Genomic DNA, 16,419 nt, shown 5'->3' on the forward strand with positions numbered 1-16,419 from the left:
GCGTTCGAATACACCATGAAGGCTTTCGGATTCCTCTCGTTCGGTCACTACGCCGACGTGCCCGGCTCGGCGACCCGCACCGCGGGCGACATGCTGAAGCAGACCATCGAGATCGCGGAGGGCGCGGACGAGCTCGGCGTCAACGGCGCCTACGTCCGCGTGCACCACTGGGCCCGTCAGGCGGCGTCCCCGATGCCGCTGCTGACGGCCATGGCCGCGCGCACCGAGCGGATCGAGGTCGGCACCGGCGTGATCGACATGCGCTACGAGAACCCGTTCCAGTTCGCGGAGGAGGCGGCCGCACTCGACCTCATCGCGGACGGGCGCATCGCGCTCGGCGTGAGCCGTGGGTCACCCGAGACGGCGCTGCGCGGCTACGAGACCTTCGGCTTCCGCGACGAGGAGGATAAGGAGCGCGGCAGCGTGCTCGCACGGGAGAAGTTCGAGATCTTCCTGCGGGCCATCGACGGCGAGCGACTCGCCCCCGGCGACCCCCGCATGGTGGGCGCGGGACAGTACCTCGCGATCGAGCCGCAGTCGCCCACGCTGCGCGACCACATCTGGTGGGGCTCGGGTTCGCGCGCCACGGCCGAGGAGACCGGACGCCAGGGACTCAACATGATGAGCTCGACGCTCGTGACCGAGGCCACGGGGCAGCCGTTCCACGAGCTGCAGCGCGAGCAGATCGAGCTGTTCCGCTCCGCCTACCGCGAGGCCGGTCACACCGGGTCGCCGCGCGTCTCGGTCAGCCGCAGCGTGTTCCCGCTCGTGTCGGATAGGGACCGCGCCTACTTCGGGCTGCGCAGCGAGGAGAACGCCGACCAGATCGGCATCATCGACGGGTTCCGCTCCACGTTCGGCAAGACCTACGCCGCGGAGCCCGATGTGCTCATCGAGCAGCTCCGGCAGGACGAGGCCGTCATGGCCGCCGACACCCTCATGCTCACGATCCCGAACCAGCTCGGGCCGGAGTACAACCTCCACGTGCTCGAGGCGTTCGCGGAGCACGTGGCGCCGGCCCTCGGGTGGAAGCCCAACACCGAGGGCCCGGTCCAGGGCGACCCCGTGGCCTGATCCGGCACGGCGGCCGGCTCTTGACAGCGGCCGCGGGACGCCCGACGCTGGGACGGCGCGCCGACCGGCGCCCGTCCCCACCGCTTCGGAGGCACCATGACCCGCGTGCGCGTCGACCTCAACATCACCCTCGACGGCTTCGCCACGACGACCGATCAGACCCCGGAGAACCCCTTCGGCGAGGACTGGGGACGACTCACTGCGGCCTACACGGCGACCCGCACCTTCCAGGAGCGCGTCTTCCACGACACGAGCGGCGCGGGCACCACCGGGGTGGACGAGAAGTACGCGGCGCAGTACTTCCAGGGCATCGGTGCCGAGATCATGGGTGCCGGGATGTTCGGGCTCCACGCGAACCCGGACGACCCGGAGTGGCGCGGCTGGTGGGGCGAGGAGCCGCCGTTCGAGGTTCCGGTCTTCGTCCTCACGCATACGCTGCGCCCGCCGATCCAGTTCGCGAACGGCACGAGCTTCCGCTTCCTCTCCGCGACCCCGGAGGAGGCGTTGCAGGAAGCCGTGGCCGTCGCCGGAGGGCGTGACGTGCGCGTCGGCGGCGGGGCGACCACGGTCCGGGAGTTCCTGCGTGCGGGGCTCGTCGACGATCTGCATGTCGGCATCACCCCCATCCTCACCGGCAGCGGCATCCGACTCTGGGATGACCTGCGTGGCCTCGAGGCCGGCTATCGCGTGACGACCGAGGTCGCGGAGTCCGGGGTGATTCACATCACGTTCTCCCGCGAGGGCTGAGGCACCGGCGCGCGGTCGCAGAATCGCACCGGGGTCGCGGGGGATTCCCGGAAGCTCTGCGACCTCGTGCGGAAGTGCGGAGTCAGAGCGGAGGGCCGAACAGCTCCTCGCCATGCTCGTGGAGGAGCCGGTACGCGTCGGCGAAGGTCTCCGGTTCCTTCTCACCCGGCGCGCCGTACCGGGCGAGGAGGAGCCCGAGCAGGCCGCGGGCGGGAGGCGTGAGCGGCTTGAGGTGATCCGCCTCGTTCGGCTGCGGGGTGCCGCCCTCGGGATTTGGCGGGGTGTACGCGGGTGTGGTCACGGGCCAGTCGGCCGGGTGCCGCGGCTTGTCGAGGTTCACGACGTTGAGCAGCGTGTTGGCCGACTGATCGCGGTCGTTCAGCGGCTCCAGGCCGTGCAGGCGCGACAGCGTGGCCGCGACCGATCCGTGGTGCATCTCGTCGTGGATGATCGTGCCGCGCCGCGTGTACGCCGACACCGCGATCGCCGGGACACGACAGCCGAGCCGGTCGAACGTGAAGCCCATCTCCCCGGCGCCGGCGTCCTTCGTGGGTTTGGTGGCCGCGGGCGGCGGCACGTGGTCGTAACAGCCGCCGTGCTCGTCGAAGGTGATGAGCAGCAGGGTGTTCACGGCGTTCGAGCCGCCGGGCGTCGCGCTCGTGCGCACGGCCTCGTAGATGTCATGGATGAGCCGGTCGCCCGCCCGCACATCGGAGATGGCGCTGTCGAACACGGGCTCACCGTCGACCACGCTCTCCCGCGGCTTCCCGAAAGGCGGATGGAAGTCGTTGTGGTCGTAGACCATCCGGGGCTCGATGAACGCGTAAGCCGGAAGGGTGCCGTTCTTCGCGTCGGCGTAGAAGTCCTCCATCGTGCCGAAATGATCCGTGCGCCAGTACTTCTCGAGCACCGCCGCATGCAGCATCCCCGTGAAGGAGACCAGCTGGAGCTTGTCGATGTAGATCCGCCAGCTCACCTTGCGGTCTTCCAGGCGGTTGAACACGGTCGGTGTGGCCGGGGCGTCGAGCCACTTCCGGTAACCGCCGCCACCCTGATTCGTCACGAACCCGTGCGAGGTCGAGGCGTGGAAGAAGGAGCGGTTGCAGAAGGTCTGGGACGGCACTCCCGCGTACCAGTGGTCGAACACGGCGAACTCGGCGGCGAGGGTGGAGAGCACCGGGAGCATCTCCGGCGAGAACGAGCCCATGATGTGCCGCGCTTCGTCCAGGCTCGGCTCCTTCCCGTCGCGCAGTCGACGGAAGTTGATGATGTAGTCCTCGAGGAACCCGGACATCGTCGCCTTCTCCCCGTGGGTGGGGGCATTGAAGGGCGTGGTCATCTCGTCGACGAACAGGTCGGCGTTGGTCTTCGGATCGACGGTGCCGAAGATCTGCGTGTTGACGTGCGGGTACTCCTCACCCGGGTCCGGGTCGGGGAGGCTCATGATGCGGTCCGTGTCGCCCCGGTAGACGTGCGCCTCGACCACCGTGCCGTCCGGGGCGGTGTTGCTGTGGGCGCCGAACGCGAGACCTTCGAAGGTCTCGCCCGCCGGCAGCGTCTCGGCCGTGTAGAGGTAGCCGAGGAGGTTGTCGAAGGAGCGGTTCTCGCCCATCACCACGACCACGTGATCGAAACCGGGCTCCGAACGGGGCGTGAGTGCGGCGAACGGATCCGGGTCATCGGCGAAACCGTCCCGGCCGCCGGCTCCGGCGACGGAGGCTCCGATCGCCGCTCCTCCCGCGCCCCCGATCACCGCTCCCGCCAGGGCGGCACCGCCCACGGTGAGGAATCCGCGCCGAGAGGGGTCGCGGGGAGAGGCGCCGGAGGGTTCGTCGTCGTCGACCATGCCGCGATCCTATGACCGCGCGAGCCCGTGCAGCATTCCGGTGTCCCCGGAATGTCGCGGAACGGGTCTGGAAGGATCGGGGAGTGCATTCCGCGGTCGTCCCCTCCGAAACCGTCCCGTTCGCGGCTCGCCGCCCCGTGGTGCTCGCCGTCTTCCTCCTCCCGCTGGCACTCGCGATCGTGCTGTTCACGACCGAGACCGGTCCCGTCTTCCTCCTGTGTCTCGCCGCCGTTCTCCCCGCGGCGGCCGTGACGACGTTCGTCGCCCGCTGGATCGCTCCGCGGGGTGCGCGGTCGTGGACGTCCTCGCTGCTCGCCGTGGCCTGGGGCGCCGGCGCGGCCGTGCTCCTCGCCACCGGGATCGGCGCGTGGTCTGCCGAGCAGGCGATGTACGTGGACGATGAGGGAATCCTCCGGGAGGCGATCCCCACGATGTGGGTGCTGACGCCCATCGTGGAGGAGGTGGGGAAGGGGCTCGGGGTGCTGCTCATCCTGCTGCTCGCACGACGCCTCGGTCTGCGCGGCGTGCTCTTCGGCGCAATGGTCGGAGCCCTGGTCGGCGTCGGTTTCGCAGCGGTGGAGGACGCCTCCGCGATCGCGGCGGACCTCGCGGCGAGCGATCTCGGCTCCGGCATCGCGACCTGGATCGTCCGCACCCTGACGTTCCCCACCCATGCCGCGCTCACCATCTGGACCGGGGCAGCGCTCGGTCTCGCTCTCGATGCCCGACGCCCCTGGTCGCGCCCGCTCCTCGCGCTCGCCGGGTTCCTGGTGGCGATCGGGGCCCACGGCGCGATCAACTACGGGAACGTGGCCGGCGCCACCGATCAGGCCTCGTTCTTCACGTCCCTGGGCACGGCCTTCGGCTGGATCGTGGTGTCGACGGTCCTCGCCGTGACCCTCCGTCTCGTCCTGACTCGTCGCCGGACCTGAGCCGCCTGGTCAGGGGGCACAGCTTCGGAGATCGCGGCCGACACGCCGCCATGGGCGGCTGAACGACGGCGAGTCGAGCCCCGGCCCCGAAGCTGTGCCCGGACGCGCGGCGGCGTCGCGGGTGCTTCAGATGTCGCTGTAGTCGTTGCCACCGGTGCTGAGGCGGCTCACGATATCGCCGGTCATCTTGAGGTCGACATACTCCACACCAACCTCACCGTGCTTCACGAGCGAGGAGGTGCCGGAGACTTCCCGCACGCCGATGCTCAGGTAGTCGGCGACGCCGTCACCGTCTTCATCCCACCCGTCCACGGCCCCTGCGTCCATCGCCTCAGCGCGCGTCGAGCCGATGCCGACACCCTCCGGAGTCCGGACGATCACTCCCGGCGCGTCTGCCGACACCACCAGGTCGATACGGGTGTCGCGGACCGTGGCCTTCGTCCCCGGCCAGTCGTACCCGGCGTATACGGCGCCGTACGGGCCCTCCACGGGCGCCTCCGTCGGCGCCGATCCGAACGCATCGGTGAGGGCCGCGAGGGCGTCGTCGGCGTCGTCGTATGCGAGTACGGGGCCGCCATCGATCGAGAGGCCGTCAACCGAGATCTCCACGACACGGTCTGCGGGTGTCGCGGGGGAAGAGGCGATGGGCGACGGCGACGGCGACGGCGACGGTGCACCGCCCTCCGTGGTCTCGGGCGCGCAGGCGGTGAGGGCGAAGCCCAGGAGTGCAGCTGCGATCGAAACGATCACGAGCCGAGAGCGGTGCGGCATGGCTTGAGCCTAGTGGAACGCGGATCGGCCAGCGGACGGAGTCCGAACCGTTGTCGATGGGGCATCCGCGGGCGAAGAGCGGGCGCCGCCCGGAGAGAACCCCGGACGACGCCCGCTGACGGACTACTCCGCCTCGACCGTCTCCACCGTAGTCGTACGGCGGCGACGCAGGGCGAACAGGCCGAGGCCGGCGGCGAGCAGCACGACGGCCCCGATGACGAACGGCATGCTGTCGGCACCGGTCGTCGCGAGGTCCCCATCGGTTGCGCCACCCGAGCCGCTCTCACCGGAGACGACCGCTCCGCCACCGGCCGCTGCGGTCACGGTGAGGGAGGCCGTCACCTCCGTGCCGTCGGGGAGGATCACGGCGAGCGTGTGCGTCCCCGCCGGGGTGGCCGCGGGGATGGTGACGGTGCGCGAGAACGTGCCGTCGGCCGCGGCCGTGACCGTACCGAGCGCGACCGGGTCGGATCGCAGCTCGAGGGCGAGCTCGGCGCCGGCCGCGAACCCGCTTCCCGACACCGTGAGCGTGCCGCCGGCCGTGACCGAGGACGCGCCCAGCTCGACCGTCGCCGGCTTCTCGGGCTCCGGCTCCTCCGTGACCGGCGGGGTGACACCGGCCTCGGTGACCCACTTCTCACCGGCGTCCGACTTGGTCACCGTGAACGTGTCGTAGACGGCGCCGACGGGAAGGTCGGTCGTGGCGTCCGGCTGCTTCTCGGCGAGGTACGACCGATAGACGAGCTGGTTCTTCGAGACGTCGATCACCTGGTACGTCGTCACGCCCTGACCGCGCAGCACCTGCGTGGCGCCGTTGTTGGTCCAGACGTTCTTCTCCGGGGTCTCCAGGTCGTAGTGCTTCGCGCCGGAGTTCGACACGACGTAGACCGGGCCAGTGGTGAAGCCCGGAGTCTCGGTCGCATCCGTGTTCACGTAGCCGCGGGCGTACGTGTGGTCGTGGCCCATGAGCACGAGATCGATGTCGTTGCGCTGGAAGACGGGCAGCCACTCCGCGCGGAGCACCGGCTCGTCACGACCGGCCGAGGCCGAGAAGACCGGCTGGTGGAACGTGACGACGTTCCACTTCGACGGGCTGTTCTGCAGCAGCAGGTCGAGCCAGGCGGCCTGGAAGCGCGTCCACAGGGTGCCGATCTGGGACGACGGGCACTCCGCGCCCGTGCAGGACGGGAGCCCTGCCGGGGTGAGGAACGTCGTGTCGCGGGTCGCGTTCAGGGTGATGAAACGGACGCCCTGGTAGTCGGTGTAGTACGCGGTCTCGGCGGCGAACGAGCTCCAGTGGTCGAAGAACGCGCGGTACTGCTGCGCGACCTCGGAGTCGCCCTTCGCGAGGTCCGCCAGCTCGCCGATCGAGCTCGTCGACGGGTTGTTGTGCGGGTACTCGAACGCGGCCTTCCACGCCGTGAGCAGCTTGTCGCCGGAGTACTCGTGGTTGCCGGGGGCGGCCATGACATTGGTGCGGACCGCCGAGTCCTTCATGCCTTGGAACCAGTTCAGCCACTCGTTCTCGTTGCTGGAGGTGTTGATGAGATCGCCGGCGTGCACGGAGCCGATCGAGCGCGGAGCGTGTGCCTCGGCCTGCTTCACGACGCTCGGCCATGTGGTGTCGAGACCGATCTGGGCGTCGCCGTAGTAGATGAACTGGAAGTCGCTCGCCTTCGGGTCGGCGGTGCGGAACTCGTACCAGTCGCTCCAGCTCCCGGGGAGACCCACCCGGTAGCGGTACGCCGTGGCGGGGGTGAGGTCGGTGACCGTGGCCGAGAAGTGCTTGTTCGGGTTGCCGTTCACGACACCGGCGTCGTACGCGTCGACCGTGCGGGTGGCACCACCGGTCGCGAGGCCGATCTCGACCTGGCCGACCGTGTGCGAGGCGTCGCCGGCGAGCCAGGAGAACGACTGCGACACCTCCGGCTTCTCGGTCGGGGTGAGGATGACGCGGGTCGGGGGGGCGACCACGGGCGTGCCGGGGTCGGAGGCCTTCACGAGGGTGAGCGACGACATGTCGAAGTAGATGTCGGAGCTGGACGCGCGGTCCTGGAACAGCGATACGGCGATCGTGTTCGGGCCGTCACGGAGCAGGTCGCCCTCGGCGCTGAACGTGCTGGTGAGCGGGTCACCGTTGGAGTCGCCGGCATACTCGACGTTGGTGGTGTCGGTGATGCGGCCGTCGACGTAGCGGGCGACTTCCTCGCCGTTGATCCAGACGATGATGGCGTCGTCGTAGGTGAGGGTGCTCTGCAGAGCGGCGACCTGCTCGGCGACGCCGGCTTCGAGTTCGAACGTCGTCCGGAAGAAGTAGGTGGGCACGGTCGGTGCCGCGGTGCCGTCGAGGTAGTGGTTGAGGAGCGTCTTCGGCGTCTGCGGGCCGACGGGGGCGAGCTTCCCGCCCTTGGCGCCGAACGAGCCCGGTGCGGTTCTCCACGCGCTGTCGTCGTAGGCCGGCAGGGTCCAGTCGCGCAGCGCGGCCGGGGCGGGGGACGGGTCGGAGCCGTCGTCGAGGTAGTGCCAGGGGGTGTCGCCGGTGACGAGCGATCCGGTGGGCACCTCGGGATCGGGGGCGGCGAGGGCCGCGGGGGCGACGACGGCGCCGCCGAGCACGGCGAGCAGCGCGACGGACGTCAGTCCGCGACGCCGCCACCGCACCGCAGGGGTGGGGGAGGTCATGTCAGTCCTTCGTGGGTGGGTGTCCGTGCTCAGCCGCACGGGGCGCCCCCAGCCCAGCGGAGCCGGATGACCGCGGTCTGACATCGAGGCGACGGGGAGGTGAACGCGGTCGCGGGCGGGCACAGCTTCGGAGATCGCCCGAGACACGCCGGGGGTACCGGCTCGGAGCCGGCGCGTCGGCCGGAAGCTCCGAAGTCGTGCCCGGTCCGGGAGGGGTGGAAAGCGGGCCGGTACGCTGGAACCCATGCTCAACATGGCCGACGGCCTCGCCCGTCTCGGCGCGCTCGCCGAGAATCCCGTCGTCCGCACCCTCGCGGAGGCCTTCGACGAAGCCGGTTTCGAGCTCGCCGTCGTCGGCGGCCCGGTGCGCGATGCGCTGCTCGGCCGCGAGACGCACGACCTCGACTTCACGACGAGCGCCTCGCCGGACGAGATCCTCGCGATCGTGAAGCCGGTCGCCTCCGCGCACTGGGACATCGGCCGGGCCTTCGGGACCATCGGCGCCCGGGTGCGGGGCGAGCAGGTCGAGATCACGACCTATCGCGCCGACAGCTACGACGGCGTGACGCGCAAGCCCACCGTGGAGTTCGGCGACTCGATCGACGGCGACCTCCTCCGCCGCGACTTCACGGTCAACGCGATGGCCCTCCAGGTGCCCGCGGTGAAGCTCGTCGACCCGACCGGCGGGGTCGAGGACCTCGTGGCGGGCGTGCTGCGGACGCCGACGGATCCCCGGGTGTCGTTCGGCGACGACCCGCTCCGGATGCTGCGCGCCGCCCGCTTCAGCGCGCAACTCGGCTTCACGGTGGAGGAGGACACGGAGCGGGCGATCACCGAGCTCCGCGAGACCCTGACGATCGTGAGCCCGGAGCGCGTGCAGTCCGAGCTCGTGCGCCTCATGCAGACCGCCGACCCCGTCCGCGGCATCCGGGTGCTGGTGGAGACCGGACTCATCGAGGAGTTCCTCCCCGAGGTCAGCGCCCTCAAGCTCGAGGTCGACGAGCACCACCACCACAAGGACGTCTACGAGCACTCGCTCACGGTGCTCCGTCAGGCCATCGCGCTCGAGCACGCCAGGAACCCCGGGGCCCCGGCGGATGTGCCGCTGCGGATCGCGGCTCTGCTCCACGACATCGGCAAGCCCCGCACGCGCAAGCTCGAGCCGGGTGGCGCGGTGACCTTCCACCACCACGACGTCGTCGGCGCACGGATGGCACGCAAGCGGCTGCAGGCCCTGCGCTTCGACTCGGCGACCACGGATGCCGTCGCGACCCTGATCGAGCTGCATCTGCGGTTCTTCGGCTATGCGGAGGGGGCGTGGACGGATGCCGCCGTGCGCCGCTACGTCCGCGATGCCGGGGACCTGCTGGAGCGGCTGCACATCCTCACGCGCGCCGACGTCACCACGCGGAACAAGCGCAAGGCCGCTCGGCTCGCCGCCGCCTACGACGACATCGAGTCCCGGATCGCGGCTCTTCGCGAGCAGGAGGAGCTCGACGCGATCCGTCCGGAGCTCGACGGCAACCGCATCCAGGAGGTCCTCGGCATCTCTCCGGGCCGGGAGGTCGGCGAGGCGTACCGGTTCCTCCTCGATCTGCGCCTCGACGAGGGCGTGCTGGGCGAGGACGTCGCGGAGCAGCGTCTCCGCGAGTGGTGGGCTTCGCGCAGCTGACTCCTGCCGACCCACCCCCTTCCGCGCACCCCGGCCCCTTGCGGACGCACGCAGAGGGCCGGGAGGACCGCAGAGGGGTGGGTCAACCTCAGTTGATGATCGCCGCGGCGTCCGGGGGGAGAGTCAGGGACGAGGGGGTGCTCGTCAGGGCGGCGGTGGCGAGGAGGAGCTGCGACGTGGGGGGTACCGCGAACGTTGCGGGGGTGGGGGAGAGGTTCACGAGCACGGACACTCCTCCGCGATCGATGCGGTAGACGCGGTGCTCGGGGCGGCCGTCCGTCTCCCGGACCTCGACCGCCGCGTGCGCGGAGTCCGGGTCGGTGAGCTCCGGTCGCGCTCGCCGCAGTCGGGCGAGGTCGCGGTACAGCGCCAGGAGCCGGGCGTGCACCGGCGCCTCGGCCTCCGCCCAGTCGAGGTGCGAACGGCGGAAGGTGTCGGGATCCTGCGGGTCGGGGACCGCGTCCGGATCCCAGCCCATGCGGGCGAACTCCGCCGTGCGACCCTCGGCGACCGCGCGGCCGAGTTCGGGCTCGGGGTGGGCGGTGAAGAACTGCCACGGTGTCGTCGCGCCCCACTCCTCGCCCATGAAGAGCATCGGGGTGCCCGGGGCCGTCAGCGTGAGGACGGCGGCCACCGCGAGCCGATCGGGGGACAGCGTGGCGGAGAGCCGATCCCCGGCCGCGCGGTTCCCGATCTGGTCGTGGTCCTGCGCGAAGGTCACCAGCCGCCAGCTCGGCACCTCGGCCGGGATCGGGGACCCGTGCGGACGGTCGCGGAAGGAAGAGAAGGTGCCGTCGTGGAAGAACCCGCCCTCCGTCACCTTGGCCACCGCCTCGGCCGCGGCGAAGTCGGCGTAATACCCGGCGGTCTCCCCGGTGAGCGCGACGTGCACGGCATGATGCCAGTCGTCCGACCACTGCGCCGTGAGCCCGTAGCCCCCGGCTTCCCGCGGCAGGATGAGCGTCGGGTCGTTGAGGTCGGACTCGGCGACGAGGGTCAGCGGCCGATTCTGCTGCGCGGAGAGGGCGTCCACCCGTTCGGAGAGCTCTCGCAGCAGGTGCACGGGCCGCCGGTCGTGGAGGGCGTGCACGGCGTCGAGGCGGAGTCCGTCGACGTGGAAGTCGCGCAGCCACATCAGGGCGTTGTCGAGGATGTACTCCCGCACCGCGTCCTCGTCGAGGTTCACCGAGTCGCCCCACGTGTTGCTCTCGCCCTCGCGCAGGTACGGACCGAAGAGGGGGAGGTAGTTCCCGCTCGGACCGAGGTGGTTGTAGACGACGTCCTGCACGACGGCGAGCCCGTGTGCGTGGGCGGCGTCGACGAAGCGCTGATACGCCGCAGGGCCGCCGTACTCCTCCTGCACCGCGTACCAGAGCACGCCGTCGTATCCCCAGTTCCAGGCGCCGTTGAAGGCGTTGACGGGCAGCAGCTCGACATGGGTGACGCCGAGGTCGACGAGATGCGCCAGGCGGCCGATCGCCGCGTCGAGCGTGCCCTCCGGCGTGAAGGTGCCGAGGTGCAGCTCGTAGATCAGCCCGCCCGCGAGCTGCCGGCCGGTCCAGGAGGCGTCGGTCCAGGCGAAGGCCGCGGGGTCGAACGCCGCCGAGGCACCGTGCACACCGTCCGGTTGCCGCCGCGACCGAGGGTCCGGACGCAGGTCGTCGCCGTCGTCGAGCAGGAACCCGTAGCGCTCGCCGTCTGCGAGGGCGAGGTCAGCGGTCCAGTGCCCCTCAGCGGCCGCCGTGAGCTCGCGCTCCTCCACGATCGTGCCCGCGGCGTCGAGGCGTCGCACCCGCACACGACGCGCCTTCGGCGCCCACACCGAGATCATCGGGCCAGCTCGATCAGGGCGACGGGATACGTGTCGAGCAGTTCCGCCAGCCGCACGGGCCCGGGCGGGATCCGCCGACCGGTGAGGAGATCCGTCCCCGGCAGCTCGGGCCGCATCATGACCGTGTCGCCCCAGCCCCCACGGCGCGCCAGCGTCACCGGCAGCCGCGTGGCCACGGCGGTCGCGCCGCCGCGGTGCACGGCGACGGCGTGGTCCGCGGCTTCGCCCTCGACGACGGCCGGCCGGTAGAAGCGGAACAGCTCCGGGTTGTCCCGCCGCAGTCGCAGGGCCCGCGAGGTCACCAGCAGCTTCGCGGCACCGGAGTCGTCGATCGGCGGGAGCACACCGCGGGCGTGGTCCGCGTCGAGCTCCCGCAGCATCCGGGCGCGCAGAGCGAAGTCCACGGGTCGACGGTTGTCGGGGTCGACGAGCGAGAGGTCCCACAGCTCGGTGCCCTGGTAGACGTCGGGCACGCCGGGGCCGGTGAGCTGCAGCAGCTTGGCGGAGAGGGAGTTCGAACGGCCCGCATCGACGATCTCCGCCACGAACCGGTCGAGGATCGGCGCGGCGTCGCCCTCCACGGATCGCGCGATCGCGGCCAGACCCTCTTCGAAGGCCGCGTCCGGATGCTGCCAGGTGGTCCGCTCGGCGGCCTCACGCGCGGCCTTCGTAGCATAGGCGAGGAGCCGGTCGGAGGGCAGCGGCCAAGCTCCGACGGCGGCCTGCCAGATCAGCGCGTCGAGGGGACCGTGTCCGGTGGTCGCGATGGCGCGCAGCTCCGCCAGCACCTCGCCCCACCGCTCCGGGATCTCCGAGAGCACCGACAGGCGCGCCCGCACGTCTTCCGAGCGCTTCGTGTCGTGCGTGGAAAGCGTGGTCATCGAGTGGGGCCAGGCGGCCAGTCGTGCCCGCTGCGCGTCGTGGAACTCCTCGACCGACAGGGCGGGAATCGACGGATCGGCGCCGACCTCGGTCAGCGTCCCGAGGCGGGTGAACCGGTAGAACGCGGTGTCCTCCACGCCCTTCGCCATCACGGCGCCGCTCACCTGCGGGAACCGCTGCGCGACCTCGAGGGTCGGATCGGCCAGGAGCGGTTCGAGCGCGGCGAAGGCGGCGGAGAGGTCGGGGCGTCGGCGCCGGGCCTCCGCGAAGGCGGCGCGCAGGTGCTCGCGGCCCTCCGGGAGATAGGAGCGATACACGGGGAAGCAGGCGAGGAGCTCGGCGAGGGCGTCGTCGGCGTGCACGATCCCGTGGGGGAGCGTGCGGACCAGGCGGCGCACCTCCGCGGCCAGGAGCGTGTCGGCGATCATCCGCTTCGTGTCGTGGATGAGGTCGTGCCAGGGGAGCGCGTCCGGGAGGCCGGTCTCCGCGCGGAGGCGGGCGTCCAGCCGGTCCAGCGCCGCGACACCCTCCGCGTCGACGAACAGGCGGTCGAGCTCGGCCAGCGCGTCGTACCCGGTCGTGCCGTCGGTGCGCCACCAGGCCGGGAGGGCCTCGCCGGGCTCCAGGATCTTCTCCACGAGCGTGTACGCGCGCCCGGTCGCGTCGGCGAGCTGCTCCAGATACGCGCCGGGGTCGACGAGGCCGTCCGGATGATCCACCCGCAGCCCGTCCGCGAGTCCGGTCCGGAGCCAGCGGAGGATCTCCCGATGGGACTCCGCGAAGACGTCGGGGCGCTCCACCCGGATGCCGGCGAGTTCGGAGACCGCGAAGAATCGGCGGTACGTGAGATCGGTGTTCTGGTCCTCCCAGAAGCGCAGCTCGTAGTTCTGGGCCGCCAGGAGTGCCGGGAGGTCGTCGGCCAGCGCCGCGGTACCCGGGGCGAGCGGGAGCTCGTGCTCGAAGTAGCGCAGCACCCCGTCCGGCGCATCGGCGGCCGGTGTGGTGTCGACGTCGAGCTCGCCGTTCGCGACGACCTCCTCCGGGCTCGCGCCCAGCAGCGGGAGCAGGAGGCGCCCGCTGCCGGCGTCCCAGTCGATGTCGAAGGCGGCGGCATGACGGGTCTTCCGGCCGAGTCGCAGCACCTCCCACCACCACGGGTTCTGCCGCGGCACGGCGACGCCCACATGGTTGGGCACGATGTCGGCGAGGATGCCGAGGCCGGCCGTGCGCGCCGCCGAGGCGAACCGGACGAGACCGTCCTCGCCCCCTCGGTCCGGATCGATGCGCGCGTGGTCGACCACGTCGTAGCCGTGGTTCGAACCCGGCGTCGCCGCCAGCAGCGGCGACAGATACGTCCAGGACGCGCCGAGCTCGGCGAGGTAGCCGACCACCTCGGCCGCCGCTTCGAGGGGGAAGCTGCCGCTGATCTGGAGGCGATAGGTCGACAGCGGCCTGTCGGTCATGAGGCGACCTGCTCGCTCTGCGCGCGGAGCGAGGCGTCGACGGAGTCGTCGGTGTCGACCGGCTCGCCGTCGATCTCCTGCAGCACGAGCATGGCCTTGCCCTCGAGCGGCACGGTGTCGCGGGCGCGGAGGTTCCGGTCGCCCAGCTCGCCGGCGGTGTCCACTGCGACGAGCCATTCCGCACCGTGGCGATCGTCCGGCAGGGCGAGGTCGACGGGCTCGTCCCCGCTGTTGAAGTAGACGAGGAAGTTCACGTCCTCCACGGGTCGCCCTCGCCGGTCGTTCTCGCGGATCCCGCGGCCGTTGAGGAACATGCCGACAGAGCGGCCGAAGCCCGAATCCCAGTCCTCCGGGGTCATGCGGGCGCCGTCCGGTCGCAGCCACACGACGTCGGGGATGCGCTCGCCGTCCTCGTCCGCGACCGGGCGTCCGTCGAAGAAGCGACTGCGGCGGAAGGTCGGATGGTCGTGCCGGAGCCGGGCGACCGCCGCCGTGAACTCCACGAGCGGCAGGTCGGCCGCCTCCCAGTCGATCCAGGTGAGCTCGTTGTCCTGTGCATAGCCGTTGTTGTTGCCGTGCTGCGTGCGGCCGAGCTCGTCGCCGTGGGAGATCATCGGCACGCCCTGTGAGAGCAGCAGCGTCGCGAGGAAGTTCCGCTGCTGACGCGCGCGGCGGCGATTGATGTCGATGTCGTCGGTCGGCCCCTCCGCGCCCATGTTGTCGGAGCGGTTGTGGGATTCGCCGTCGTTGTTGTCCTCGCCGTTGTCCTCGTTGTGCTTCTCGTTGTAGGAGACGAGGTCGCGCAGCGTGAAGCCGTCGTGCGCGGTCACGAAGTTGATGGAGGCGACGGGTCGTCGGCCGGAGTGCTCGTACAGGTCGGCGGACCCGGTGAGGCGGGAGGCGAACTCGCCGAGGGCCTGCGGCTCCCCGCGCCAGAAGTCGCGCACGGTGTCGCGGTACTTGCCGTTCCACTCCGTCCACTGCGGCGGGAAGTTGCCCACCTGATAGCCGCCGGGTCCGATGTCCCACGGCTCGGCGATGAGCTTCACCTGCGAGACGATCGGATCCTGCTGCACGAGCTCGAAGAACGCCGCGAGGCGGTCGACGTCGTAGAACTCTCGGGCGAGGGTCGCCGCCAGGTCGAAGCGGAAGCCGTCGACGTGCATCTCGGTCACCCAGTACCGCAGCGAGTCCATGAGCAGCTGCAGGGCGTGCGGGTTGCCCGCGTTCAGGCTGTTGCCCGTGCCGGTGTAGTCCGTGTAGTACCGCTTGTCCTCTTCGAGCCGGTAGTACGCCTCGTTGTCGATCCCGCGCATCGAGAGCGTCGGACCGAGGTGGTTGCCCTCCGCCGTGTGGTTGTAGACCACGTCGAGGATGACCTCGATCCCGGCCTCGTGGAGCGCGCGCACCATGGCGCGGAACTCCTGCACCTGCTGACCGTCCTGACCACCGGCGGCATAGGCGTTGTGCGGGGCGAAGAAGCCGAGGGTGTTGTAGCCCCAGTAGTTCGACAGGCCCTTGTCCTGCAGCACCGAGTCGTTGACGAACTGGTGCACGGGCATCAGCTCCAGGGCGGTGACGCCGAGACGCTGGAGGTGCTCGACGACCGCCGGATGCGCGATGCCGGCGTAGGTCCCCCGCAGCTCCTCCGGCACCTCGGGATGCCGCTGGGTGAGCCCCTTCACATGGGCCTCGTAGATGACCGTCTCGGCGTACGGGGTCTTCAGCGGCCGGTCGCCGCCCCACTCGAAGAACGGACTGACGACGACGCCCTTCGCCATCGCAGCCGCGGAGTCGTCGTCGTTCCGGGAATCGGGGTCGCCGAAGTCGTAGCCGAACAGGGACTGACCCCAGTCGATCTCGCCGGCGACGGCCTTCGCGTACGGGTCGAGGAGCAGCTTGTTCGGGTTGAACCGCTGTCCCTGGGCCGGGTCGTAGGGGCCGTGCACCCGATAGCCGTAGTGCTGCCCGGGCTGGACCGTGGGCAGGTAGCCGTGCCAGACGAAGGCGTCCACCTCCGTGAGGGGCACGCGCGTCTCCGTGCCGTCCGCGTCGAAGAGGCAGAGCTCCACGCGCTCCGCTCCCTCGCTGAAGAGGGCGAAGTTGGTGCCCTGCCCGTCGAAGGTGGCCCCCAGCGGGTAGGCGGACCCGGGCCAGACCTCGCGGCTCATCCGGCGAGGGCGTGGTCGCGCGAACCCGCGGCCATGGCACTGACGATGCTGACGGCATGGTCGTAGTCGTACACCTGAGCGATCTCCACAGCCCGAGGATACGGGTGTCCGAGGTAGCAGACATAGAGCGGCGGCACGACCTCGATGTACCCGACAGGGGCGTCGTGCGCGACGACGTACCGGTCGAAGTCGATCCGCTCGCAGGCTGGCTCGATCGCGGCGGGGTGGGCCGCGTCGGCGCGCTGCGAGGAGCCAGTGCTGGTGGGGGTGTGGACGTTCATGGCGCCTCCTGACTCGTGATGGGACCACGATAGGAACCGGGAACGGATTCGAGAACGGTATTGCCAA

11 protein-coding genes are annotated in these 16,419 nt (G+C 70.8%); 4 read left to right on the top strand and 7 right to left on the bottom strand.

Features of this window, described 5'->3' with window-relative positions:
• The first annotated feature begins 15 nt into the window (after positions 1 to 15).
• Complete coding sequence (locus tag AUV07_RS16280) at positions 16 to 1,074, top strand: LLM class flavin-dependent oxidoreductase (protein ID WP_062637743.1); 1,059 nt, start codon at positions 16 to 18, stop codon at positions 1,072 to 1,074.
• A gap of 96 nt (positions 1,075 to 1,170) precedes the next feature.
• On the top strand, positions 1,171 to 1,821 hold the full coding sequence (locus AUV07_RS16285; RefSeq protein WP_062637746.1) for a dihydrofolate reductase family protein: 651 nt from the start codon (positions 1,171 to 1,173) through the stop codon (positions 1,819 to 1,821).
• Positions 1,822 to 1,903: 82 nt separating this feature from the next.
• Here the strand turns inward: AUV07_RS16285 and AUV07_RS16290 are convergent, their stop codons facing one another.
• Positions 1,904 to 3,667 (bottom strand): alkaline phosphatase family protein, encoded by a 1,764-nt coding sequence (locus AUV07_RS16290; protein ID WP_062637748.1) that lies wholly within the window; start codon positions 3,665 to 3,667, stop codon positions 1,904 to 1,906.
• Between the two features lie 83 nt (positions 3,668 to 3,750).
• Between AUV07_RS16290 and AUV07_RS16295 the strand changes: the two genes are divergently transcribed.
• Complete coding sequence (locus AUV07_RS16295) at positions 3,751 to 4,599, top strand: PrsW family glutamic-type intramembrane protease (protein ID WP_062637749.1); 849 nt, start codon at positions 3,751 to 3,753, stop codon at positions 4,597 to 4,599.
• 126 nt (positions 4,600 to 4,725) lie between these two features.
• Here AUV07_RS16295 and AUV07_RS16300 read toward each other — a convergent pair whose 3' ends face one another.
• The gene (locus AUV07_RS16300) at positions 4,726 to 5,370 is read right to left on the bottom strand and encodes a hypothetical protein (RefSeq protein ID WP_062637751.1); all 645 of its coding nucleotides are present in this window, start codon (positions 5,368 to 5,370) and stop codon (positions 4,726 to 4,728) included.
• A gap of 123 nt (positions 5,371 to 5,493) precedes the next feature.
• Complete coding sequence (locus AUV07_RS16305) at positions 5,494 to 8,052, bottom strand: purple acid phosphatase family protein (protein ID WP_062637752.1); 2,559 nt, start codon at positions 8,050 to 8,052, stop codon at positions 5,494 to 5,496.
• A 244-nt stretch (positions 8,053 to 8,296) separates the two neighbouring features.
• Here AUV07_RS16305 and AUV07_RS16310 point away from each other — a divergent pair, with 244 nt between their 5' ends.
• Positions 8,297 to 9,724, top strand: coding sequence for a CCA tRNA nucleotidyltransferase (locus AUV07_RS16310; protein WP_062637753.1), 1,428 nt, complete (start codon positions 8,297 to 8,299; stop codon positions 9,722 to 9,724).
• A gap of 88 nt (positions 9,725 to 9,812) precedes the next feature.
• Here the strand turns inward: AUV07_RS16310 and treZ are convergent, their stop codons facing one another.
• Genes treZ through AUV07_RS16330 form a run of 4 tightly spaced genes read right to left on the bottom strand, consistent with a single transcriptional unit; the run spans position 9,813 to position 16,352 of the window.
• Positions 9,813 to 11,555 carry a malto-oligosyltrehalose trehalohydrolase gene (gene treZ / locus AUV07_RS16315; RefSeq protein ID WP_062637754.1) on the bottom strand — a complete coding sequence of 581 codons (1,743 nt, stop codon included), beginning with the start codon at positions 11,553 to 11,555 and terminating at the stop codon, positions 9,813 to 9,815.
• Entirely contained in the window at positions 11,552 to 13,900 is a 2,349-nt protein-coding gene (gene treY / locus AUV07_RS16320; RefSeq protein ID WP_062637755.1) for a malto-oligosyltrehalose synthase, read from the bottom strand. Before treY ends, treZ begins: the two co-directional genes overlap by 4 nt.
• Positions 13,897 to 16,071 (bottom strand): glycogen debranching protein GlgX, encoded by a 2,175-nt coding sequence (gene glgX, locus AUV07_RS16325; RefSeq protein ID WP_062637756.1) that lies wholly within the window; start codon positions 16,069 to 16,071, stop codon positions 13,897 to 13,899. Before glgX ends, treY begins: the two co-directional genes overlap by 4 nt.
• Entirely contained in the window at positions 16,068 to 16,352 is a 285-nt protein-coding gene (locus AUV07_RS16330; RefSeq protein ID WP_025102837.1) for a hypothetical protein, read from the bottom strand. The genes glgX and AUV07_RS16330 overlap by 4 nt, the downstream gene beginning before the upstream one ends.
• Between the last annotated feature and the right edge of the window lie 67 nt (positions 16,353 to 16,419).

Source organism: Microbacterium sp. CH1 (assembly GCF_001595495.1).
GTDB lineage: Bacteria > Actinomycetota > Actinomycetes > Actinomycetales > Microbacteriaceae > Microbacterium.